Origin of the sequence: Xanthomonas sp. DAR 80977 (genome assembly GCF_041240605.1) — a bacterium.
In the GTDB taxonomy this organism is placed as follows: Bacteria; Pseudomonadota; Gammaproteobacteria; order Xanthomonadales; family Xanthomonadaceae; genus Xanthomonas_A; species Xanthomonas_A bundabergensis.
Genome location: NZ_CP162487.1, coordinates 2,094,733 through 2,116,493 on the forward strand (window position 1 = coordinate 2,094,733; position 21,761 = coordinate 2,116,493).

General features: G+C 70.5%; 20 protein-coding genes. 8 read left to right on the forward strand and 12 right to left on the reverse strand.

Annotation, left to right across the window (positions count from 1 at the left end; translation table 11 throughout):
- Positions 1-205 precede the first annotated feature (205 nt).
- From AB3X10_RS08875 to AB3X10_RS08905, 7 genes are all read left to right on the forward strand, one after another.
- Positions 206-1,420, forward strand: a complete 1,215-nt coding sequence (locus AB3X10_RS08875) for an HlyD family secretion protein (protein ID WP_369980837.1) — start codon at positions 206-208, stop codon at positions 1,418-1,420.
- Positions 1,417-3,000, forward strand: a complete 1,584-nt coding sequence (locus tag AB3X10_RS08880) for a DHA2 family efflux MFS transporter permease subunit (RefSeq protein ID WP_369980840.1) — start codon at positions 1,417-1,419, stop codon at positions 2,998-3,000. The genes AB3X10_RS08875 and AB3X10_RS08880 overlap by 4 nt, the downstream gene beginning before the upstream one ends.
- Before the next feature lie 7 nt (positions 3,001-3,007).
- Positions 3,008-4,504, forward strand: a complete 1,497-nt coding sequence (locus tag AB3X10_RS08885; protein ID WP_369980842.1) for an efflux transporter outer membrane subunit — start codon at positions 3,008-3,010, stop codon at positions 4,502-4,504.
- Between the two features lie 151 nt (positions 4,505-4,655).
- Entirely contained in the window at positions 4,656-5,780 is a 1,125-nt protein-coding gene (locus AB3X10_RS08890) for an ABC transporter ATP-binding protein (protein WP_369980844.1), read from the forward strand.
- Positions 5,777-6,739: an ABC transporter permease subunit gene (locus AB3X10_RS08895; protein ID WP_369980846.1), complete on the forward strand. Its 963-nt coding sequence runs from the start codon at positions 5,777-5,779 to the stop codon at positions 6,737-6,739. The genes AB3X10_RS08890 and AB3X10_RS08895 overlap by 4 nt, the downstream gene beginning before the upstream one ends.
- Entirely contained in the window at positions 6,736-7,590 is an 855-nt protein-coding gene (locus AB3X10_RS08900; protein WP_369980848.1) for an ABC transporter permease subunit, read from the forward strand. The genes AB3X10_RS08895 and AB3X10_RS08900 overlap by 4 nt, the downstream gene beginning before the upstream one ends.
- A 228-nt stretch (positions 7,591-7,818) precedes the next feature.
- Positions 7,819-9,183, forward strand: a complete 1,365-nt coding sequence (locus AB3X10_RS08905) for an NAD-dependent succinate-semialdehyde dehydrogenase (protein ID WP_369980850.1) — start codon at positions 7,819-7,821, stop codon at positions 9,181-9,183.
- A gap of 180 nt (positions 9,184-9,363) precedes the next feature.
- Here AB3X10_RS08905 and AB3X10_RS08910 read toward each other — a convergent pair whose 3' ends face one another.
- From AB3X10_RS08910 to AB3X10_RS08960, 11 genes are all read right to left on the reverse strand, one after another.
- The gene (locus AB3X10_RS08910) at positions 9,364-10,356 is read right to left on the reverse strand and encodes a magnesium and cobalt transport protein CorA (RefSeq protein WP_369980852.1); all 993 of its coding nucleotides are present in this window, start codon (positions 10,354-10,356) and stop codon (positions 9,364-9,366) included.
- Between the two features lie 25 nt (positions 10,357-10,381).
- Positions 10,382-11,602 carry a DUF4105 domain-containing protein gene (locus AB3X10_RS08915; protein ID WP_369981740.1) on the reverse strand — a complete coding sequence of 407 codons (1,221 nt, stop codon included), beginning with the start codon at positions 11,600-11,602 and terminating at the stop codon, positions 10,382-10,384.
- Between the two features lie 80 nt (positions 11,603-11,682).
- The gene (locus tag AB3X10_RS08920; protein ID WP_145705814.1) at positions 11,683-12,564 is read right to left on the reverse strand and encodes an HlyC/CorC family transporter; all 882 of its coding nucleotides are present in this window, start codon (positions 12,562-12,564) and stop codon (positions 11,683-11,685) included.
- A gap of 112 nt (positions 12,565-12,676) precedes the next feature.
- Positions 12,677-13,255, reverse strand: a complete 579-nt coding sequence (locus AB3X10_RS08925; protein ID WP_369980853.1) for a hypothetical protein — start codon at positions 13,253-13,255, stop codon at positions 12,677-12,679.
- 58 nt (positions 13,256-13,313) lie between these two features.
- Positions 13,314-13,784, reverse strand: a complete 471-nt coding sequence (locus tag AB3X10_RS08930; RefSeq protein ID WP_369980854.1) for a hypothetical protein — start codon at positions 13,782-13,784, stop codon at positions 13,314-13,316.
- A 45-nt stretch (positions 13,785-13,829) separates the two neighbouring features.
- Positions 13,830-14,315, reverse strand: a complete 486-nt coding sequence (ybeY, locus tag AB3X10_RS08935; RefSeq protein WP_369980855.1) for an rRNA maturation RNase YbeY — start codon at positions 14,313-14,315, stop codon at positions 13,830-13,832.
- A gap of 56 nt (positions 14,316-14,371) precedes the next feature.
- Entirely contained in the window at positions 14,372-15,244 is an 873-nt protein-coding gene (locus tag AB3X10_RS08940; RefSeq protein WP_369980856.1) for a hypothetical protein, read from the reverse strand.
- Between the two features lie 98 nt (positions 15,245-15,342).
- Positions 15,343-15,900: a hypothetical protein gene (locus AB3X10_RS08945; RefSeq protein WP_369980858.1), complete on the reverse strand. Its 558-nt coding sequence runs from the start codon at positions 15,898-15,900 to the stop codon at positions 15,343-15,345.
- Positions 15,897-16,883 (reverse strand): PhoH family protein, encoded by a 987-nt coding sequence (locus AB3X10_RS08950; protein WP_369980860.1) that lies wholly within the window; start codon positions 16,881-16,883, stop codon positions 15,897-15,899. The genes AB3X10_RS08945 and AB3X10_RS08950 overlap by 4 nt, the downstream gene beginning before the upstream one ends.
- 122 nt (positions 16,884-17,005) lie before the next feature.
- The gene (locus tag AB3X10_RS08955; RefSeq protein ID WP_369980862.1) at positions 17,006-17,887 is read right to left on the reverse strand and encodes a class I SAM-dependent methyltransferase; all 882 of its coding nucleotides are present in this window, start codon (positions 17,885-17,887) and stop codon (positions 17,006-17,008) included.
- 1 nt (position 17,888) lies between these two features.
- On the reverse strand, positions 17,889-19,283 hold the full coding sequence (locus tag AB3X10_RS08960; RefSeq protein WP_369980864.1) for an FAD-binding oxidoreductase: 1,395 nt from the start codon (positions 19,281-19,283) through the stop codon (positions 17,889-17,891).
- A 119-nt stretch (positions 19,284-19,402) separates the two neighbouring features.
- On the opposite strand from AB3X10_RS08960, the gene AB3X10_RS08965 reads away from it, so the two are divergent.
- The gene (locus AB3X10_RS08965; protein WP_369980865.1) at positions 19,403-20,197 is read left to right on the forward strand and encodes a helix-turn-helix domain-containing protein; all 795 of its coding nucleotides are present in this window, start codon (positions 19,403-19,405) and stop codon (positions 20,195-20,197) included.
- Between the two features lie 75 nt (positions 20,198-20,272).
- Here the strand turns inward: AB3X10_RS08965 and miaB are convergent, their stop codons facing one another.
- Positions 20,273-21,700 (reverse strand): tRNA (N6-isopentenyl adenosine(37)-C2)-methylthiotransferase MiaB, encoded by a 1,428-nt coding sequence (gene miaB / locus AB3X10_RS08970; RefSeq protein ID WP_369980866.1) that lies wholly within the window; start codon positions 21,698-21,700, stop codon positions 20,273-20,275.
- Between the last annotated feature and the right edge of the window lie 61 nt (positions 21,701-21,761).

Here is a 21,761-nt window from a genome sequence, read left to right on the forward strand (position 1 = left end):
AGTGCCACCGGCGACGGGCGGACGCGCGTAGGCGCCTGAACGCCGCCGCCGACCGGCGCTCACACAATCTGGACCCGCCAGTACAGATACTTGTAGAGTCGCCGTACGCTTCCGTCTGGTGAATGCGCGCCAGGCAGCGCGTTCCTGTCCCTGCACCGTCAGGCGCACAGGCGACGATGGTCCTCCACCCCCAGGAACCTGCGACTTGAGCACCCACGACCCAGATCCCACGCAGACGCAACGGCAGGCGAGTTCGGACGATGCGCGGGCCGCGCCGGCCCAGGACGCTGGCAAGGACGACGCCAAGCAAGCCGACAAGCCGTCGCCGCTGAAGAATCCCAAGGTGAAATGGACCCTGCTGCTGATCGGCCTGGTCGTGCTGATCGCGCTGGTGGCATGGCTGGTCTACTACCTGACCACCGGCCGCTACCTGCAGGAAACCAACAACGCCTACCTGCAGGCCGATTCGGTGGCGGTGGCGCCGCGGGTCAACGGCTACGTGACCGCGGTGTACGTCGGCGACAACCAGACGGTCAAGGCCGGGCAGCCGCTGCTGCAGATCGACGAGCGCACCTATCGCGCTACCCAGCAGCAGGCGCAGGCGGTGGTCGCCGTGCGCCAGGCCGACATCGCCGCCGCCGAGGCCGGGCTGCAGGCGCAGCGCGCCACGCTGCTGCAGGCGCGCACCCAGGTCACCGCGGCCGCGGCCAGCCTGCGCTTCGCCCAGGGCGAGGCCAAGCGCTTCGCGCCGCTGGCCGCGTCCGGCGCCGACACCCACGAGCACTACGAGAGCATCGTCCACGACCGCGACCGCGCGCAGGCCCAGTACGACGCGGCCAAGGCCCAGGTCGTGGCCGCCGAAAGCCAGGTGCAGGGCGCCAGCGCGCAGCTCGACCAGGCCCGCGCCGGGTTGCAGCAGGCGCAGGCCGACGCCGACCAGGCCGAGGTGGCGATGGAGGACACGCGGTTGACCGCGCGCATCGACGGCCGCATCGGCGACAAGACCGTGCAGGTCGGCCAGTTCGTCGCCGCCGGCACCCGGCTGATGAGCGTGGTGCCGGTCGATGCGCTGTACCTGAGCGCCAATTTCAAGGAAACCCAGGTCGGGCTGATGCGGCCCGGACAGCCGGCGCGGATCGAGGTCGATGCGCTGTCGGGTGTCGAGCTGGACGGCGTGGTCGAGAGCATCGCGCCGGGCACCGGCTCGCAGTTCGCGCTGCTGCCGCCGGAGAACGCCACCGGCAACTTCACCAAGGTGGTGCAGCGGGTGCCGGTGCGGATCCGCCTGAAGGCCGGCGCGGAGGCGCGCAAGGTGCTGGTGCCGGGCATGTCGGTGACGGTCACGGTGGACACGCGCGCGGCCAAGGACGTCAAGGACCGCGTGCAGCAGGAAAGCAAGCAGGGCGAGGGCCGGCCGTGAGCGAGGCCGCCGCTGCCCCGGCGGCGGGCGCCGGCGCGCAGCAGAAGGCCGACGCCGGGGCGTGGCTGGCGGTCGCCGCCGGCACCATCGGCTCGTTCATGGCGACGCTGGACATCTCCATCGTCAACGCGGCGTTGCCGACCATCCAGGGCGAGGTCGGCGCCAGCGGCACCGAGGGCACCTGGATCTCCACCGCCTACCTGGTCGCCGAGATCGTGATGATCCCGCTGACCGGCTGGTTCGTGCGCACCCTGGGGCTGCGCAATTTCCTGCTGATCTGCGCGCTGCTGTTCACCTTCTTCTCGGTGGTGTGCGGGCTGTCCAACAGCCTGACCATGATGATCCTCGGCCGCGTCGGCCAGGGTTTCGCCGGCGGCGCGCTGATTCCCACCGCATTGACCATCGTCGCCACGCGGCTGCCGCCGGCGCAGCAGACCATGGGCACCGCGCTGTTCGGCATGACCGTGATCCTGGGGCCGGTGATCGGGCCGCTGCTCGGCGGCTGGCTCACCGAGAACGTCAGCTGGCACTACGCGTTCTTCATCAACGTGCCGATCTGCGCCGGGCTGGTGGCGCTGCTGCTGCTCGGCCTGCCGCACGAGCGGATGAACCTGCGCGGGCTGCTCGACGCCGACTGGCTCGGCATCTTCGGCCTCACCGCCGGGCTCGGCGCGCTGACCGTGGTGCTGGAGGAAGGGCAGCGCGAGCGCTGGTTCGAGTCCTCGGAGATCGTGCTGCTGAGCCTGCTCTCGGCGCTGGGCTTCGTCGCCCTGGTCGCCTCGCAGTTCTTCAGCCGGCAGCCGGTGATCCGCCTGTCGATCCTGCTGCAGCGCAGTTTCGGCGCGGTGTTCGTGATGGTGATGGCGGTGGGCATGATCCTGTTCGGGGTCATGTACATGATCCCGCAGTTCCTGGCCACGATCTCCGGCTACAACACCGAGCAGTCCGGCTACGTGGTGCTGCTGTCCGGCGTGCCGACGGTGCTGCTGATGCCGTTGATGCCGAAGATGCTGATGAGCGTGGACGTGCGCATGCTGGTGATCGGCGGGTTGAGCTGTTTCGCCGTGGCCTGCTTCGTCAACATGAACCTCAGCGCCGATTCGGTGGGCATGCATTTCGTGGTCGGCCAGTTGCTGCAGGGCTGTGGCCTGGCGCTGGCGATGATGTCGCTGAACCAGGCGGCGATCTCCTCGGTGCCGCCGGAACTGGCCGGCGACGCCTCCGGGCTGTTCAACGCCGCGCGCAACATGGGCGGCTCGATCGGGCTGGCGCTGATCTCCACCTTCCAGGAGCGGCGCATGGTGTTCCACACGCAGATGATCGGCAGCGGCACCAGCGCCAATTCGCCGCTGGCGCAGGACTACGTGCACGGCCTGGCCGCGCAGCTGCAGTCGGTGACCGGCGCCGGCGCGGCGATGCAGTCGGTGGCGCAGCTGGCGCGGATGGTGCAGCAGCAGGCGCTGGTGATGACCTACAACGACTTGTTCTGGATCTTCGGGGTGATCGTGGTGTGCACGATCCCGCTGGCGTTCCTGCTCAAACCGCTGCCCAAGGGCGGCGCTCCGCTCGCGATGCATTGAGGATTCCATGGCCCAGCGCTTTTCCCGTGTGCTCGTCCCCGCCGCGCTGCCGCTGCTGCTGTCGGCCTGCGTGCTCGGCCCGAACTACGTGAAGCCGCCGCCGGTGGCCGAGGCCGCGCAGGCGCAGCCGCAACTGCATCGCGCCGATGCGGACGCCGCCGCGGCCGGGGTGGTGCCGGCCGCGCCGCCGCAGCGCTGGTGGGAGGCGTTGCAGGACCCGCAGTTGAACGCGCTGGTCGAACAGGCGCTGCAGAACAGCCCGAACCTGCGCGCGGCGCAGGCCAAGCTGCGCGCCTCGCGCGCGCTGGTGCAGCAGCGCCATGCCGAGCAGTTGCCCAGCGTCGGCGCCAACGCCGCCTATCTCAACGCCAGGGCGCCGGATGCGCTGGTCGACGGCCTGGGCAGCGTCGCCGCCGGCAGCGGCCAGCAGCTGTCCATCGACCCGCACGCGCAGCTGTACAACGTCGGCTTCGATGCCAGCTGGGAGCTGGACTTCTTCGGCCGCCGCCGCCGCGCCAGCGAAGGCGCGCTGGCCGACGCACAGGCCGACGAGGCCGACCTGGCCGACACCCAGGTGCAGCTCGCCGCCGAAGTGGGCCAGGCCTACCTGGGCTATCGCGGCACCCGCGAGCGCATCGCCATCGCCGAGCGCAATCTGGACGCGGCGCGGCAGACCCTGCAACTGACCCGGCAGCGCCGCGAGCGCGGCGCCGATGCCGACCTGCAGGTGGAGCGCGCGCAGGCGCAGCTGCAACAGCAGGAGGCGGTGTTGCCGGACCTGCAGGCGCAGGCGAAGGAGGCGCTGGACCAGCTGGCGCTGATGATCGGCCGCGAGCCGGGCGCGCTCGACGCCGCGCTGGCCGCGGACCGGCCGCTGCCGACGCTGCCGGCGGTGGTGCCGGTGGACGATGCGGGATCGCTGATCCGCCGCCGCCCGGACGTGCGCCGCGCCGAGCGCCAGCTGGCGTCCTCCTCGGCGCAGATCGGGCAGGCGCTGAGCGCGTATTTCCCGCAGGTCACCCTGCTCGGCAACATCGGCATGGCCGCGACCTCGCCGGGCGACCTCGGCAGCGATGCGATCAACAGCGTGGTGGCGCCGTTCCTGCGCTGGTCGATCTTCGATTTCGGCGCGACCAGGGCCAAGGTCGAACAGGCCCGCGCCGGCAACGCCGCGCGCCTGGCCGCCTACGAAGGCACCGTGCTGGCGGCGCTGCAGGACGCCAACAGCGCGCTGGCGCGGTTCGGCGCTGCCCGCCAGCAGGCGCTGGCCGCGGCCAAGGCCCAAGCCTCGGCGGACCGTTCCGCGGCCTTGCTGCAGCAGCGCTATGCGGCCGGCGCCTCGTCGCTGATCGATGCGCTGGACGTGCAGCGCCAGCAGGCCTCGGCGCAGGACAGTGCGGTGCAGGCGCGGACCCAGGTGCTGCTGCGCTACGTGGCGCTGCAGAAGAGCCTGGGCCTGGGCTGGGCGCCGCCGCCGGTGCAGACGCCGACACAGACGCAATAAACCCCCGCGCCGCGGTATCGCCGATGCGGCGGCCGCGGCTACACTGGGGACGGCCGCGCACGTCCCGGCAGCATCGGCGAACCTGCGCGGCGGCGTCTTCCACGGGGAGCACTAGATGGCGTTGAGCGAAGCGAGATCCGATCTTCCGCCGATGGCGATCGCGGCCGCCGCGGCGCCGCCGGCCAAGGGCAGCGGCTACCTGTCCATCGCCGGCCTGCGCAAGGAGTTCGACGGCTTCGTCGCGCTCGACGACGTCGACCTGGACATCCGCAAGGGCGAGATCTTCGCGCTGCTCGGCGGCTCGGGCAGCGGCAAGTCCACGCTGCTGCGCTGCCTGGGCGGGTTCGAGCAACCCAGCCGCGGCCGCATCGTGCTCGACGGCCAGCCGCTGGACGGCCTGCCGCCGTACGAGCGCCCGCTCAACATGATGTTCCAGTCCTATGCGCTGTTCCCGCACATGTCGGTGGAACAGAACATCGCCTTCGGGCTGAAGCAGGACGGCCTGTCGCGCGCGGCCATCGCCACCCGCGTGGGCGAGATGCTGGAGCTGGTGCAACTGGGCAAGCTCGGCAAGCGCAAGCCGCACCAGCTCTCCGGCGGCCAGCAGCAGCGCGTGGCGCTGGCGCGCTCGCTGGCCAAGGGGCCGAAGCTGCTGTTGCTGGACGAGCCGATGGGCGCGCTGGACAAGAAGCTGCGCTCGCAGATGCAGCTGGAGCTGGTCAACATCATCGAGACTTCCGGGGTGACCTGCGTGATGGTCACCCACGACCAGGAGGAGGCGATGACCATGGCCACCCGCATCGCGCTGATGGATGCCGGCTGGATCCAGCAGGTCGGCACCCCGGACGAGATCTACGAGCAGCCGGCCAACCGCTTCGCCGCCGAGTTCATCGGCTCGGTCAACCTGATCGACGCGGTCATCGACGAGGACCTGCCGGACTACGTGACCCTGCGCGCCGGCGCCTTCGCCGACAGCATCTACGTCGGCCACGGCATCACCGGCATCACCGGGCAGCCGGTGTCGTTCGCGGTGCGCCCGGAGAAGCTCGGCATCGGCAAGGACGCGCCGGCGCAGGCGCACAACAAGGCGCAGGGCACGATCGAGGACATCGCCTACTTCGGCAGCCATTCGGTCTACCACGTGCGCCTGCCCAGCGGCGTCAAGCTGATGGCCAACTTCGCCAACCAGCAGCGCTGGGCCAGCGACAACCTGACCTGGGGCGATACGGTGTGGGTGTGGTGGGGCGAGAACGACGGCGTGGTGCTGACCGCATGAGCGCGCCCGCCGCCGCCAGCGTGCCCGCCGCGCCGCTGCCGCCGCGGCGCAGGCTGCTGCAGCGCCTGCGTCGCCTGCCCGGCGCGCGCTGGGCGGTGATCGCCGCGCCGTATCTGTGGTTGTTGCTGTTCTTCGCGATCCCGTTCCTGATCGTGCTGCGCATCTCCTTCGCCGAGCAGGCGATCAGCAGCCCGCCGTACAGCGCGCTGGTAGACTACCAGGACGGCGTGCTGACGCTGAAGTTCACCCTGCAGAACTACCTGGCGCTGGTGCGCGACAACCAGTACATCGAGGCCTACTGGGGCTCGATCAAGATCGCCGGGATCTCGACCCTGCTGACCCTGCTGATCGGCTATCCGATGGCCTACGTGATCGCGCGGCTGTCGCCGTCGGCGCGCAACATCGCGATGATGCTGGTGGTGCTGCCGTCGTGGACCTCGTTCCTGATCCGCGTCTACGCCTGGATCGGCATCCTCGACAGCAACGGCGTGCTCAACCGCGCGCTGCTGGCGCTGGGCCTGATCGAGCAGCCGCTGCGCATCCTGTACACGCCGATCGCCGCCTACATCGGCATCGTCTACTGCTATCTGCCGTTCATGGTGCTGCCGCTGTACGCGACCCTGGTCAAGCAGGACCACCGCCTGCTCGAGGCCGCCTACGACCTCGGCGCGCGGCCGTGGAAGGCGTTCTTGACCATCACCTTGCCGATGTCGCGCCCGGGCATCGTCGCCGGCTGCATGCTGGTGATGATTCCGGCGGTGGGCGAGTTCGTGATCCCGGAAATGCTCGGCGGGCCGGACACGCTGATGATCGGCCGGGTGCTGTGGGGCGAGTTCTTCAACAACCGCGACTGGCCGGCCGCCTCGGCGGTTGCGATCGCGATGCTGGCGCTGCTGATGCTGCCGATCCTGATCTTCAACCGCTACCAGCAGCGCCAGCTCGAAGGCGGCCAGGCATGAGCGGCGCCGGCGCGCTGCGCGGCGGGCGGGTGCTGCGCTGGACGGTGCTGGGCGGCGGCTTCGCCTTCCTGTACCTGCCGATCCTGCTGTTGATGGTGTACTCGTTCAATGCCTCCAAGCTGGCCACGGTCTGGGCCGGGTTCTCGACCAAGTGGTACGGCGAGCTGCTGCGCGACCGGCAGATCCTGCAGGCGGCGTGGATCAGCCTGAAGGTGGCGTTCTGGACCGCCACCGCGTCGATGGTGATCGGCACGCTGGCGGCGATGGTGATGACCCGCTTCCGCCGCTTCTCCAGCAAGAGCCTGTTCGGCGCGCTGGTGACCGCGCCGCTGGTGATGCCGGAGGTGATCATCGGCCTGTCGATCATGATGATGCTGGTGTCGATGGGCGGATTGATCGGCATCCCGCCCAAGGGCGTCACCGCGATCTGGGCCGCGCACGTCACCTTCACCCTGTCCTTCGTCACCGTGGTGGTGTCCTCGCGCCTGCAGGAGCTGGACCGCTCGCTGGAAGAGGCGGCGATGGACCTGGGCGCGAACCGGCTCAAGGTGTTCTTCCTGATCACCTTGCCGATCATCGCCCCGGCGCTGGTGTCCGGCTGGCTGCTGGCCTTCACCCTGTCGCTGGACGACGTGGTGATCGCCAACTTCGTGGCCGGGCCGAACTCGACCACGCTGCCGATGACCGTGTTCTCCTCGGTGCGGATGGGCTTGAAGCCGAAGATCAACGCGCTGGCCACGCTGATGGTGCTGGCGGTGTCGATCGCCGCCTTCCTCGGCTGGTGGCTGATGGCGCGCAGCGAGAAGCGGCGCCAGCGCGACATCCAGCTGGCGCTGCAGCAGGGCGGCTGACGGGGCGTCGAACCGGGTCTTTGTGCTCTGCCGCTTGTTGTGGGAGCGACTTCAGTCGCGACGGGCGTTACCGGGAAGGCCTGTCGCGACTGAAGTCGCTCCCACAAAATCCCTACACCGGCAGCGGCCAGCGCAGAACGCTGCGGTCCATCGCGATCGCCGCATCGCCACGCCGCCGCAACCTTCGCGGCGCTAGGCTGGGCGGACTTTTTCCAGGAGTCCGTCGCGATGCCTTACGACACCGTCAATCCCGCCACCGGCCAGGTCGAATACAGCCTGGAGCTGATGGATGCCGCCGCCGTCGAGCGGCGCCTGGCCGCGTCCGCGCAGGCCTTTCCCGCGTGGGCGCAGACGCCGCTGGAACAGCGCGGCGCGCTGTTGCGCCAGGTCGGCGCGCAGTTGCGCGCGCGCCGCGAGGAGATCCAGCGGGTGATGACCGCGGAGATGGGCAAGCTGCGCAAGGAGGCGCTGGCCGAGATCGACAAGTGCGCCGACGCCTGCGACTACTACGCCGAGCACGCCGCCGACTACCTGCGCGAGCTGCCGATCGCCACCGACGCGCAGCGCAGCTACGTGCGCTACGAGCCGCTGGGCTGCGTGCTGGCGGTGATGCCGTGGAACTTCCCGATCTGGCAGGTGTTCCGCTTCCTGGCGCCGGCGCTGATGGCCGGCAACGTGGCCCTGCTCAAGCACGCCAGCAACGTGCCGCGCTGCGCCGACGCGATCCACGCCGCGCTCGCCGCCGCCGGCGTGCCGGCCGGCGTGTTCGACGTGCTGCACATCGACAACGACCAGGCCGCCGAGGTGCTGCGCGATGCGCGCATCGCCGCGGTGACCCTGACCGGCAGCGAGCGTGCCGGCCGCTCGATCGCCGCCAACGCCGGCGGCCAGCTGAAGAAGTGCGTGATGGAACTGGGCGGCAGCGATGCCTTCGTGGTGCTGGACGACGCCGACCTGGACCTCACCGTGGCCGCGGCGGTGAAGTCGCGCTTCGACAACGCCGGACAGACCTGCATCGCGGCCAAGCGCTTCGTGGTGGTGGAGGCGATCGCCGACGACTTCGTGCGCCGCTTCGTCGCCGCGGCGGCCGAGCGCCGGCTCGGCGATCCGCAGGACGACGCGACCACGCTGGCGCCGATGGCGCGGCAGGACCTGCGCGAGGAACTACACAAGCAGGTGCAGGCCAGTCTCGCCAAGGGCGCGGTGGCCTTGCTCGGCGGCGCGCCCGACAGCGGAACCCATGCCGGCTATCCGGCCTCGATCCTGGACAAGGTGGTGCCGGGCATGCCGGCCTACGACGAAGAGTTGTTCGGCCCGGTCGCCGCGATCCTGCGCGTGGCCGACGAGGCCGAGGCGGTGCGCGTGGCCAACGACACCAGCTTCGGCCTGGGCGGCAGCGTGTGGAGCGCCGACCCTGCGCGCGGCGAGCGCGTCGCCCGCCAGCTGCAGTGCGGCGCGGCCTTCGTCAACGCCATCGTCAAGAGCGACGTACGCCTGCCGTTCGGCGGCATCAAGCGCTCAGGCTTCGGCCGCGAACTGGCCGAGCACGGCATTCATGAGTTCATGAACATCAAGTCGGTGTATGTGGGTTGAATCCGGGATTGGGGAGTCGGGATTGGGGATTCGCAACGGCGGATCCCGACGCCTGGGCGAAACCGCGTGGTCCCAAGGCTCCTATCGCAGCGCTTCAAACCTGGGCCATCACGTCCTCTCTCTCAGATGGCCAGCTCCCCCGCTTTTGCGAATCCCGAATCCCCAATCCCGAATCCCGGCTCACAACCACCTGGCCCGCTTGAACGCCACATACAGCCCCAGGCACACCGCGGCCACGCCGCCGACCATCAGCGGGTAGGCCCAGGGCCATTCCAGTTCCGGCATCTGCTTGAAGTTCATGCCGTACCAGCTGGTGATCAGGGTCGGGGCCGCGAGCAGCGCGGCCCAGGCGCCGAGGCGCTTGACCGTCTCGCCCTGGGCCAGGGTCACCAGCGACAGGTTCACGCTCAGCGCGGTGCCCAGCATCTCGCGCAGGGTGTCGATCGCCTCGTTGGTGCGCACCGCGTGGTCGAGCACGTCGCGCACGTACAGCCGCACTTCGTCGGGGATCAGCGGGCCGGGGTTGCGCTTGAGGTGGGCCAGCACGTCCTGCAGCGGCGCCACGCCCAGGCGCATCTGGTTGAGCTCGCGCTTGAGTTCGTACAGGCGGATCGCGGTGTCGCGCCGGTAGGCCTCGGCGAAGATGTCCTTCTCCAGGCGCTCCAGGCTCTGCCGGAACTCGTCCAGGATCGGCTGGTAGTTGTCGACGATGTAGTCCAGCACCGCGTACAGCGCGTAGGACGGGCCGAGCTGCATCAGCGCCGCCTCGCGCTCCAGGCGTTCGCGCACCGGCGCGTACGGCAGCGACGCGCCGTGGCGCACGGTCAGCAGGAAGCGCGCGCCGAGGAAGGCGTGGGTCTCGCCGTAGACGATGCGCTCGTCGATCACCTGCGCGGTGTGCACGGCCAGGAACAGCGAATTGCCGTAGGCCTCGACCTTGGGCCGCTGGTGCGCCTTGCGCGTGTCCTCGATCGCCAGGTCGTGCAGCTGGAATTCTTCCTTCAGCTGCTGCAGCACGTCGTCGGCGGGTTCGTACATGCCGACCCAGACGAAGCCGTCGTCGCCGGCCAGCACGTCGCTGATCTGCGCCAGGGCGATGTCGTGGCGGCGGCCGTGGCCGTCGTAGTGCACGCAATTGATGACGCAGGCGGGATTTTCGGGAACGGAGGCCATGGGCGGGAATCGTGCGCGGGCGGGATCAGCGCTGCAAGCGGCGCCGCGTGAACGCCCAGGCCAGCGCCGCATGCACCGGCAGCAGCAGGGCGATCCATTGCAGGTTGAACTGCGGCTGCAGCATCGACAGCCAATGGATCAGCAGCGCCGCGCCGGCCAGGGCCACCACCGACCACAGCAGCACGCCGAACCAGCGTCCGGGCCGGCGCCCGCGCAGCTGCGCGATGGCGCCGCCGACCAGCAGCAGGCACAGCGGGTCGAGCAGCAGCAGATTGCGGTTGGCCCAGGCCGCGCGGTGGTCGCTGCAACCCCACAGGTACAGCAGCACGCCGCCGCCGAGCGCGCACAGCAGCCAGAACGGCAGCGCCAGCGCGGCCAGCGCGCGCGGCCGCCGCGCCAGCGCGAGCACGCCGGCGGCGACCAGCAGCCCGGCCAGCAGCCACGGCCACCAGTGCCGTGCCTGTTCCGTCGGCTCCGGCGGCAGCCGCTGCGGCAGCAGCTGCTGGCGCGCCTGCACCAGTGGGCGCCCGGCGCGGTTGCGCACCTCGCCCAGGCTCTCGGCCAGGCGCATCGGCACGAACGCCTCTTCCCAGCGCGATAGCGGCTTGTCCGCGAACGGGCCCAGGCCCAGGTCGAAGCCCAGCCACATCCACGGCGCCGGCGAGGCCAGGCGCACCGATTCGCTGCGGTAGGTGTTGCCGCGCGAACGCCCGGACAGTTGCGCGTGCAGCGCGCCGTCCAGCGCCCGGTCCAGCGCGTCGCGGACCATGGTGGCGCAGTTGGCGGTGTAGTAGTCGTAGCGGTAGCGCGCGTTTTCCGGCCGCGCGCGCCAGGCCAGCGCCTGCTGCAGCGCGCGTGCCTGCGCCGGTTCCATGTCCAGCCACTGGATGTCCACGCCGCGGCCGGCGTCGCGGTACTGCGCCAGGTCGTCCTGCAAGGGCAGGGCGACCAGGTAGTACATCATGTCGCCGGCGGCGAAGCGGCTGACGAAGTCCGGCTCGCTGGGGTCGAAGAAGCCGAAGTTGTACGAGGTGGCCTGGCCGCTGCGCGGATCCACCACCACGATCGCGTCGTGGCCGAAGCGCTCGAAGAACACCTCGCCCGGCTGCATCGTGGCCACGCCGATCCGCGGCGCCGGTGCCGACGCGTCGTCGCTGGCCGGGCCGGCAACCGTCACCGCGGTGGCGGCGGGCGCCAGCGCGGGCGGCGCGGCCGGGTCCGCACTGCCGGCCTGCGCGAACGCCAGCGCCGCGCAGCAGGCCAGCAGCGCGCCCAGCAGCCATTGCGGCCAGCGACGTGCCGGCAGCGGCGACAGCGGGCGAGCGGTCAAGCGTCTTCCTGCGGGTCGGGCGGCAGGATGGTAACGTGGAAGGCCTGCACCCGGCGCGCGTCGGCGCGCGCCACGCGGAACGCGAAGCGCCCCAGGGTCAGTTCCTCGCCGGTTTCCGGCAGGTGGCCGATGGCCTCGGTGACCAGGCCGCCGACGGTGTCGTAGTCGTCGTCGGAGAAGTCGGCGCCGAAGCGTTCGTTGAAATCCTCGATCGGGGTCAGCGCGTCGACCACGTACTGGCCGTCGGCCTGCGCGGCGATCAGCGAGGCCTCGTCCTCGGCGTCGTCGTGCTCGTCGTCGATCTCGCCGACGATCTGCTCCAGCACGTCCTCGATGGTGACCAGGCCGGCGACGCCGCCGTACTCGTCGACCACGATCGCCATGTGGTTGCGCGAGAGCCGGAACTCCTTGAGCAGCACGTTGAGCTTCTTCGACTCGGGGATCAGCACCGCCGGGCGCAGCAGTTCGCGCACCGTGCCGGGGCCGTGGTCGGCGACCACGCCGCGCAGCAGGTCCTTGGCCAGCAGGATGCCGAGGATGTCGTCCTTGTTCTCGCCATGCACCGGGAAGCGCGAGTGGCCGGATTCGACCACCTGCTTCATCAGGTCGAGGAAGCGCGATTCCACCGGCAGCGACACCATCTGCGAGCGCGAGATCATCACGTCGCCGACGGTGAGCTCGGACACCGACAGCGCGCCTTCCATCATGCGCAGGGTGTCGGCGGCGATCAGCCCGTCGTGCTGGGCGTCGCGCAGCACCTCGACCAGGTCGTCGCGGGTGTGCGGGTCGCCGGAGAAGACCGAGCTGAGCCGTTCCAGCCAGCCGCGGCGTTTTTCGTGGGTTTCCGAAGGGGAGCTACTAGAGTCGTCTTCTGACATGTTCTGTGGATACGGCACCCGGTCTGCCGGGCGATGTGCGCAAGTCTAGCAGGGCCAATGGGACAGAGCCGCGACGCCGCCGGCGGCCGGCGCGGGGCGCGCGGGCACGGGTTCAGCCGCCGCTGGCGGGCGTGTGCAGCGGGTCCGGCGCCGGCGCGGCGTCCGGATCCTCCGGCAGGTCCAGGCTGTAGCTGCAGCCGGCCAGGGTCTTGCCCGGATGCGACTTCACCGTGGACAGGCTGAGGATGACCGATTCGATCATCGGCTCGCCGGTCTTCGGGTCGGTCACGTCGCGGCTGACCAGCTCGCGGCCGAACATCGCCTTCTCCGGCGTGTCCACCGCCGCTTCCAGCTGCAATTGCTTGGCCAGCGGGCGCGGGTCGGCCAGGTCCAGGATCGCCATCACGCTGGCGCCGGCCACGGCGATGCGATTGGTGCTGTGGCCGAACACCTGGATCGGCCGCACCAGCTCGTATTCGCTCATGAACAGGTTGGACTGCGGCAGCGGCCGCCAGCCCTGCGCCACCGCCTTCAGCGGATCGGCCAGCAGCGGCCCCAGCGCGGCGAAGTCGGCCACGCCCTGGCGGCATTCGAGCAGCGCCGGCAGGTCGATGGCGGGTGCGGAGGCGGGAGCGGCAGCCGCGGGCAGCGCGCACGCGAGCGCGAGCAGAACGAGCGATGGACGGATCAACGCGCTGGACCTCGGGCCGGGGAACGGAGTGGCGCGGCACGGCGGCCGCGCGGCAACGTTAGCGCCCGCGCCAGCGCTTGACCAGCCATTGCCGCGCGCTGGACACGGTCAGCAGCGCGCTGGCCAGGTACAGCACCGACAGCGCCGCGAATGTCCCGCCGCTGTCGACCTGGGCATGCAACTGGCGGCAACACAGCCAGGCGCCGACCGACAGCGGGAACAGCAGCGCGACCCGTCCGGGATGGGCGGCGATGCGCACCGGGCCGGCGCCTGCATCCCGCTGCCGGCGCCGGTAGAGCCAGCGCCAGGCGCCGGGCGTGGTCGCCACCACCAGCACGGCCAGCCCGCCCAGCCAGGGCAGCACCTGCTCGGGCAGGCTGCCGCTGCCGGCGAACAGCGGTGCCGGACGGATCAGGCCCAGATAGACGGAAGCGGCCAGGCCGGTGCCCCATAGGGCCGCGGCGAGGCCATGCCATCGCGCTGGGTGCGGGCGGGTTTGGCGCTGTGCGGGTCGTGCTGGTTCGAACATCCGTGTCCACTCCAATGTCGAAAAATGCGCCGCGTGCGGCAGGTGTCAGCGTTCCCCGGCGTAGGGGTCGCCCACGCCCAGGTCGGCCAGGATCTCGCGCTCCAGTTGCTCCATCGCCTCGGCTTCCTTGTCGTCCTCGTGGTCCCAGCCGAGCAGGTGCAGCACGCCGTGCACGGTCAGGTGCGCGTAGTGGGCGTTGAGCGGCTTGTCCTGTTCGGCGGCTTCGCGCGCCACCACTGGCGCGCAGATCACCAGGTCGCCGAGCAGCGGCAGCTTGACGCCCTTGGGCAGCCCTTCGGGCAGCTCGGCCGGGAAGCTGAGCACGTTGGTGGCGTAGTCCTTGCCGCGGTAGTGGTGGTTCAGCGCACGGCCTTCCTTGGCGTCGACCAGGCGGATCGCCAGGTCGGCTTCGCGGATGCGGCCCTTCAGCGCCGCCGCCACCCACTTGCGGAAGCTCGTCGCCGCCGGCAATCCGGCGCGGGGCAGGGCGTAGCTGACGCCGACGTCGAGGTGGACCGGACCTTTGGTCATGGCGATACCGGCATTTCAGAGCGGACAGGAGCCGACAGTATCGCGCGTGTGGCGCTTCACCGCGACGTCCAGTCGCCGGCGGCGTAGGCGATCTCGATCACCTCGGCGGTGCCGGCATGCCCATCGATGCCCGCGTCCTTGGCCGAGCCATGGCAGTTGAAGCCCATCTGGGTCCTGGCCTGGCGGACCAGCGCCGCGACGCGCTGCTCGGGCGGATCGTTGACGTCGATGTGGATGGTCGCGCCCGCGCAGCCGCCGACGTTGGCCACCTCGATGGCCGGCACGAGCGTGCGCGCGGTCCGGTCGGCGAGCGCGTCGAAGCCCTCCTGCGTCATGCCGTCCCGCGCTGCGGACACGCGGACCTTGAAGTAGTAGAGCTGCTTGTAGAACAGGTAGCCGTTGGAGAACAGCGGCATGCCGGTCGAGGACAACTGCATGCTGAGCCGCAGTCTTTCCCCAGCCGTGCGCTCGCTTTCGGCGATGGCCGCGAGCACCGCGGCATCCATGTCGTTGGCCCGCTGCGATGGAGGGGAGGTGTCGCCGCCCAGCGCGAACGGTGCGTGGTCCAGTTCGTCCAACCGCGAATAGGTGCCATGCGTCACCGCCGAGGACAGGTCGCGGCGAAAGGCGACCAAGCCGTCATCGAGCGCCCTGGCAGGATCCTGCCGCCCGATCGGATACACGAAGACATCGATCGCCAGTTCCGGATGGTCGTCCATGGCGTAGTGGAAGCCGGCGCCAGCCAGCTTGGCGGCCGGGTCGTATTTGCTGCGGGTGAGGGTGAACGCGCCCACCGTCTTCGGTGCGATCACGTAACTGGTTTCGATGTAGGGGCGCGATGGCGCCGGCGATTGCTTCGGCTTGGCGGATGCCGCGACGGGTGCCAGGGCCAGCAGGCAGACGGACAGCAGCGAGCAACAACGGAGCATGGGCACTTCCTGTGCGGGATATGAGAGCAGTGTAAGGTCACCCGCAAGGTTTGCGCAGGCAAGTCAGTGCCACTGCTGCTGGCCGGGATGGCGCCGGATCAGGTGACGCATTCGACCAGCATCAGCAGTGGCGGCCCGCCGCCGGCGACGCGATAGGACACGCTGCCCATCGGGTCGTGCCGGCAGTGCGGGTCGTTGCGCCTGACCTCGAGCGCCGGCGCCAGGCCCGGCGGCGCGTTCGTCCACACGGCGGCCTGTCCGCGTTCGAGCAGTTGGCCCACGAAATACAGGGCATCGGTGGGTACCCGCGCCTTTTCGACCACGGCGCAGCCGAATCGGTCGCGTGCGTCGCCGGCGGCCGCCAGCAGTGCCTGCGCACGTCCTCCAGCGATCCAGGCCAGGCGCTGTCGCTCGTCGTCTTTCGGCGCGGTGGTGGAGGCACGCCGGGCGTCGGCGGCGCGTTCGAGCTCGGCGCCGGGCAGGCTGATGGTCGCCTGCTCGACCCTGACCGAAACACAGGGCGGCGCCATGGTCTGGGCGAGGGCGATGCGCTGTGGCGTCGCCGGCATCGCCGCCTGGGCCTGGGCGAGGCCGCAATGGCTGCAGGCCATGCCGAGCAGGGCCGCCAGTGCAACCCCGGGCCAGCGCGGGGTCATGCCGCCGGGCCGGTGACCTTGTCGGTGAGGTCGCGCTTTTCGTAGGCGGTGACGATGCGCGCCACCAGCGGATGCCGCACCACGTCGCGCGCTTCGAAGAAGGTGAAGCTGACCCCGTCGACCTCGTGCAGCACCTCGATCGCGTCGCGCAGGCCGGACTTGACGTGCTTGGGCAGGTCGATCTGGGTCAGGTCGCCGGTGACCACCGCGGTGGAGCCGAAGCCCAGCCGGGTCAGGAACATCTTCATCTGTTCGATGGTGGTGTTCTGCGCCTCGTCCAGGATCACGTAGGCGTCGTTGAGCGTGCGCCCGCGCATGTAGGCCAGCGGCGCGATCTCGATGACGTTCTTCTCCAGCAGCTTGACCACCTTCTCCACGCCGAGCATCTCGTACAGCGCGTCGTACAGCGGGCGCAGGTAGGGATCGACCTTCTGGCTCAGGTCGCCGGGCAGGAAGCCCAGCTTCTCGCCGGCTTCCACCGCCGGGCGCACCAGGATCAGCCGCTGCACACGCGATTCGTTCAGCGCCTCGACCGCGCTGGCCACCGCCAGGAAGGTCTTGCCGGTGCCGGCCGGGCCGATGCCGAAATTGATGTCGTGGGTGGCGATCTGGTGCAGGTACTTGGCCTGGTTGGCGCCGCGGCCGCGCACGGTGCCGCGCTTGACCTTGATCGCCACCTCCTGCGGCGCGTAGGCGCGCTCGGCGACCAGGTCCACGTTGGCCTGGTTCAAGCGCAGGTGGATGGCCTGGTCGTCGAACACGACGCTGTCGGCCTCGGCATACAGGGCCTGCAGCAAGGTCTCGGCGGCGGCGACCGCGCCGGACGGGCCGGTGATCCGGAACACGTTGCCGCGGTTGGAGATCTCCACGCCCAGGCGCAGTTCGATCTGGCGCAGGTGCGCGTCGAACGGACCGGCCAGGTTGGCCAGGCGTTCGGTGTCGGCGGGTTCCAGGGTGAAATCGCGTTGCGCGGGGATGGTCATCGAAGGTCGTACGCGGCGCGCGAGGCGACGCCTGCGTCGTTGGACAGGGAAGAGAAGCGTAGCGCGCGGGGCGGTGAAGGGCCAGACGAGGGCAGGCATGCAGGCGCTGGCGAACACCTGCGTCAGCGGCCAAGCGCAGGCGGCGGACCGGGCAGGAGGGTGCCGGCGAACAGCCATTCTCCCGGACACGGATCCGGGTCGGCCTGGTCGTCGGGGTCCGCCAGCGCGTCCATCGCAAGTCCGGCCCGCCGCAACGCCCCGGGCAACGCCGCGCGGCTGCATCCCCAACGGAACGGCTCGCCGTTCCAGCGCAGCCAATGGCGCAGCCAGGGGCGTGCCAGGACGAAATCCGCGCGGCCGTCGGCGCGCGTCTGCATCGCGGTGGCGATGCAGCGCGCCTGCCGCAGCAATCCGGCCAGTCCGTGCAGTAGCCGGAGCGCCGCCGGGATGGGCAGATACATCACAACGCCTTCGGCGATCACCAGCGTGGCGGCGTCGGGATCGAACTGCGGCGCGCCGACGAGTGCCGCAGGCAGCGCTGCCTGCGCCAGATCGCACGCGACGAAATGCAGGCGCGGCTGGTCGAACCGCAACGACGCCAGGGCGCGGCGTTTCAGCGCAATGGTGGGCGCCAGGTCGACTTCGTAGACCCGTGGCTGCGCGGCGCCGCCAGCCAGTTCCGCGCCCAGCCCATCGAAGCCCGCGCCGAGGATCACGACCTGTCCCGTTCCATCGGCGCAGGCCTGTTCGACCCAGGCGCGGATGCGGCGCTTGCGCCATGCGTAGTGTGCGGTGATCCCCGGCAGCATGGCGTCTTCCAGCAGCCGCAGCAGGCCGCGTCCCGTGCGCGTGCCGAGCGCTTGCAGCAGGCGCGCGCCGGTCCCGCCACCGTGCCGCAGGCACGCCTCGGCCACGCGCGCATTCCATGCCGGGCCATCGGCGCCGGTGCGCGCCTGCAGCACCGCCGCCGCGGCGAGTACCTGTGCGGTGGACAGGCGCGCCATGTCAGCTGCGCAGCGCGGCGATGTGGTGGTACCAGTCGCTGCGCCACAGGCCCTGCGGATCGCATTCGCGCTGGGCGGCGAGGAACTCGTCGAGGCGCGGATGTGCGGCCTGCAACTGGTCGGCCGTGGCCCAGCGGTGATAGGTCAGGTAATAGCTGCCGCCGAAGTGCAGCGCATCGTCGATCAGCGCGCGGAATGCCTCGCGCGCGGCGGCAATGCCCGCCGGATCGTGGTGGACATGCAGGTTGAACACGATGCAGGCCCAATTCTGCCGTGCCCAGCACAGCACGCTGGTGGGGTCCGCCTCGACCAGGCGCACCGTGCCGTAGATCGGCTGCGCGGCGCAGCGGCGCAGGCTTGCGGCGGCGCGCGCCATGAACCCGGCCAGGCAGGCGCGCGGCACATAGAGCTCGGTGATCATCTCCGAGCCGCGATGGCCCAGCGCCCGGTCGACCGCGCCATGGTAGTCGCCGAGATGGACGCCGCTCTGTTGGCTGTCGCAGTGGTAGCGCTGGCCATCGGTGCCCAGGTAGAACGCGGCGTAGGCGTCGAAGGCGCGCGACGGGGCGGTATGCGCCAACAGCAGCAGCGCGGCGAAGTCGGCGGAGTTCAGGTGCGATGGCGCGTCGATCGGCTGCCCCGGCGCCGGGTGATAGCACGACAGCACGCCCAGATCGAGGAAGTCGTCGCTGGCCGGATCGATGGCGAACTGGAAATCGCCATGGCATGCACCAGCCGCGATCGCCTGCTCGAAGGCCTGGGCGAGGCCGGCCACGCGCAGCAGGCGGACGCGGCGCTGCAGCACCTGGCGCGGGGTCAGCCGCAGGGTGAGCTGCACCACCAGGCCGAACAGCCCATAGCCGCCCGCGGCAAGGGCGAACAGGCGCGGATTCCGCTCGCGGCTCGCGTCGATGCTGCGCCCCGCCGCATCGATCAGCCGCACCGACTCGACGTCCTCGACGAACGGCGCATAGCGCAGGCCGCGGCCATGCACGTTCGCGGCGAAGGCGCCGCCCAGGCTGAAGTCGTCGGCGCCGGTCTGCTTCTGCCGGATGGTCCAGCCGCGCGCGTTGCCCGGGTGCCGGCGCAGCCAGTCCAGCAGCGCCGGCCAGCGGATGCCGGCCTCGACGGTCAGCAGGCCGCGCTCGGCATCGAAGGCCAGCACCCGGTCCAGCGCCGAGGTGTCCAGGACCTGGCCATGCGACAGGAACTGCTGCCCGCCCATCGCGTGGCGCGCGCCGGCGGCGATCAGGCTGCGGCCGGCGCGGGCGCAGGCGCGCACCATCGCCGCGGCGTCGCGCACCGTCGTCGGCGTCAGCAGGCGTACCGGCGTGGCATTGAGCCGCGAATGCACGTCGTTGAGCAGGTGTTCGCGCGGGAGCGTGTCGGGGAACATGGGCGGCGATCAAGGTGAAGGCCGGGCGACCATGCAGGTCGGTATCGTCTTGCGCAACTGCGAAAATCGAAGTATTGCCTTGTGATACCTTGCGTCGCATTCCACAGGATGCCGCGTCCATGCTCGAACGCGAACGTTTGCTCGCTGCGCTGAAGCAACTGCTGAAGGAGCGCGGCTGGCGCTATGCCGACCTGGCAGCCGCGGTCGGCGTGTCGGAGCCGACGATCAAGCGCATCCTGTCGACCGGCCGCATGGACCTGGATCGCCTGGAGCGGATCTGCGAGGTGCTGGAGATCGATTTCTTCGAACTGGCGCGCGCCGCCAGCGCCACCCGCGAATCGCGCCGCCTGCTGACCCTGCGCCAGGAACAGGCGCTGGCCGATGCGCCGCGCCTGATGATGGTGTTCCACCTGCTGTGCCAGGGCTGGCGCAGCGAGGCGATCGCGGCGGACTACGCGATGGCGCCTGCCGAACTGCTGCAGTTGCTGGCGCGCCTGGACGGCGTCGGCCTGATCGAGCTGCTGCCGGGCGATCGCGTGCGGCTGCGGGTCGCGCGCGACTTCTCCTGGCGCGACGACGGCCCGGTGCGGGCGCGATACCTGGGCGCGGCCAGCCGCGAATTCATGCAGGACGCATTCGCCGCACAGGAGGCGCTGCTGGCGCTGGAGGTGCGCGAGCTGGGCGATGCGTCGATCGCCGCGTTGCGGCGCAAGCTGGAGCGGCTGGTGGTCGAGTTCCGCGAGGCGGCCGACGCGGACGTCAGCCTGCCGCGCGAACGCCGGCGCAGCGTCGGCATGCTGGCGGCGATGCGGCCATGGGTGTTCTCGATCGCCGACAGCCTGCGTGCGGCGGATGCGCCGGTGGCCGGTGCGTCGTCGCGCGCCGGCGGCAACCGGCGCGGCCGGGCGTCATAGCGCCGTTGCCGGGCCTGGCGTCGCGCAGGCCTGGCAGCGTCACGCGCGCCGGCCGCCGCGGCGCGCACCTGCGCGCTACGCGCCGGCGGCCTGCTCGGCGGCCACCAGGCGCCCGCGCAAGGAATTGCTCAGCGCCTCGGTGATCGCCACCTCGACGAACTGGCCGACCAGGCGCGGGTGGCCGGGGAAATTCACCGAGCGCATGTTCTCGGTCTTGCCGGTCAGCTCGGCCGGGTTCTTCTTCGACGGGCCTTCGACCAGCACCGTCTGCACGCTGCCGACCATGTCGCGCGAGAGTTGCAGCGAATGCGCGTTGATGTGCGCCTGCAGCCGCGCCAGCCGCGCGTGCTTGACCGCGTCGGGGGTGTCGTCTTCCAGGTCGGCGGCGGGCGTGCCGGGGCGGCGCGAGTAGATGAAGGAGAAGCTCTGGTCGAAGCCCACGTCCTCGATCAGCTTCATGGTCTTGTCGAAGTCGGCGTCGGTCTCGCCGGGGAAGCCGACGATGAAGTCCGAGCTGATCGAGATGTCCGGGCGCACCGCGCGCAGCTTGCGGATCTTCTGCTTGAATTCCAGCGCGGTGTAGCCGCGCTTCATCGCGCTGAGGATGCGGTCGCTGCCGGCCTGCACCGGCAGGTGCAGGTAGTTGGCCAGCTGCGGCACGTCGCGGTAGGCGTCCACCAGCGAATCGCTGAACTCCAGCGGATGCGAGGTGGTGAAGCGGATGCGGCCGACGCCGTCGATCTGCGCGATGCTGCGGATCAGCAGGCCCAGGTCGGCGTACTGCGGCTCCTCGCCGGCCTCGGCGTCGGCGTACGGCCCGCGGTAGGCGTTGACGTTCTGGCCGAGCAGGTTGATCTCGCGCACGCCCTGCGCGGCCAGCTGCGCCACTTCCACCAGCACGTCCTCGAACGGCCGGCTGATCTCCTCGCCGCGGGTGTAGGGCACCACGCAGAACGAGCAGTACTTGGAGCAGCCCTCCATGATCGACACGAACGCCGACGGGCCTTCGGCGCGCGGCTCCGGCAGGCGGTCGAACTTCTCGACCTCGGGGAAGCTGATGTCCACCTGCGACTTGCCCGAGGCGCGCCGCGCGCGGATCAGTTCCGGCAGCCGGTGCAGGGTCTGCGGGCCGAACACCAGGTCCACGTAGGGCGCGCGCTTGACGATCGCCTCGCCCTCCTGCGATGCCACGCAGCCGCCGACGCCGATGATCACCGGCTTGCCGCCGGCCTTCAGCGCCTTCCAGCGGCCGAGCTGGCTGAACACCTTCTCCTGCGCCTTCTCGCGGATCGAGCAGGTGTTGACCAGCACCACGTCGGCTTCTTCGGGGTTGTCGGTCAGCTCCAGGCCCTCGGCCGCGGCGAGCACGTCGGCCATCTTGGCCGAGTCGTACTCGTTCATCTGGCAACCGTGGGTCTTGATGTACAGCTTGCCGCGTACCGCGGGCGCGGCGACGGCCGCGGTGCCGGCGGAGGGCAGGGGATGCAGGGCGTTCCCGGTCATGGCGCTTAATCCAGGCGGGTGGCTAAGGAGAGCCGGCTAGTCTACCTGGGCCGGCCGCGCC